Below are 318 nucleotides of genomic sequence, written 5' to 3'. Positions count from 1 at the left end.
GCGCCGGTCCTTCATTGAGCTTCGCCGGCGTCCTGTGGTCGCCATTGTCGGAATTCTCGGTCAGCGAGCCGATCGTGATGAAGACGAGATCGTCTGGCCCGAGATCGACGCCGCCTTCGACGCCGCGCTCTTTCCAGTGAATGCGGGTCGCTTGCTTGCGGCCGGGCTGGATGTCGAAATCGACATCGGTGACCTCAACGCCGTAGCGGAACGTGACGCCGTGATCGGTCAGCCACTTCACCAGCGGCAGCACCAGCGATTCGTACTGGTTGTATTTGCTGAACTTCAGCGCCGAGAAAACCGGCAGGCCGCCGATCT

1 protein-coding gene is annotated in these 318 nt (G+C 61.6%); it reads right to left on the bottom strand.

Annotated elements, in window-relative coordinates:
- The coding region (locus tag CVH10_RS19110) for an oleate hydratase (RefSeq protein WP_181244514.1) at positions 1 to 318 on the bottom strand (318 nt) is incomplete at both ends.

It is taken from the genome of Halomonas sp. ND22Bw (assembly GCF_003011945.1).
GTDB classification, from domain to species: Bacteria; Pseudomonadota; Gammaproteobacteria; order Pseudomonadales; family Halomonadaceae; genus Halomonas; species Halomonas halophila.
Note: the sequence above shows the minus strand (reverse complement) of the source record. Positions and strands in the feature narration are given on the sequence as shown.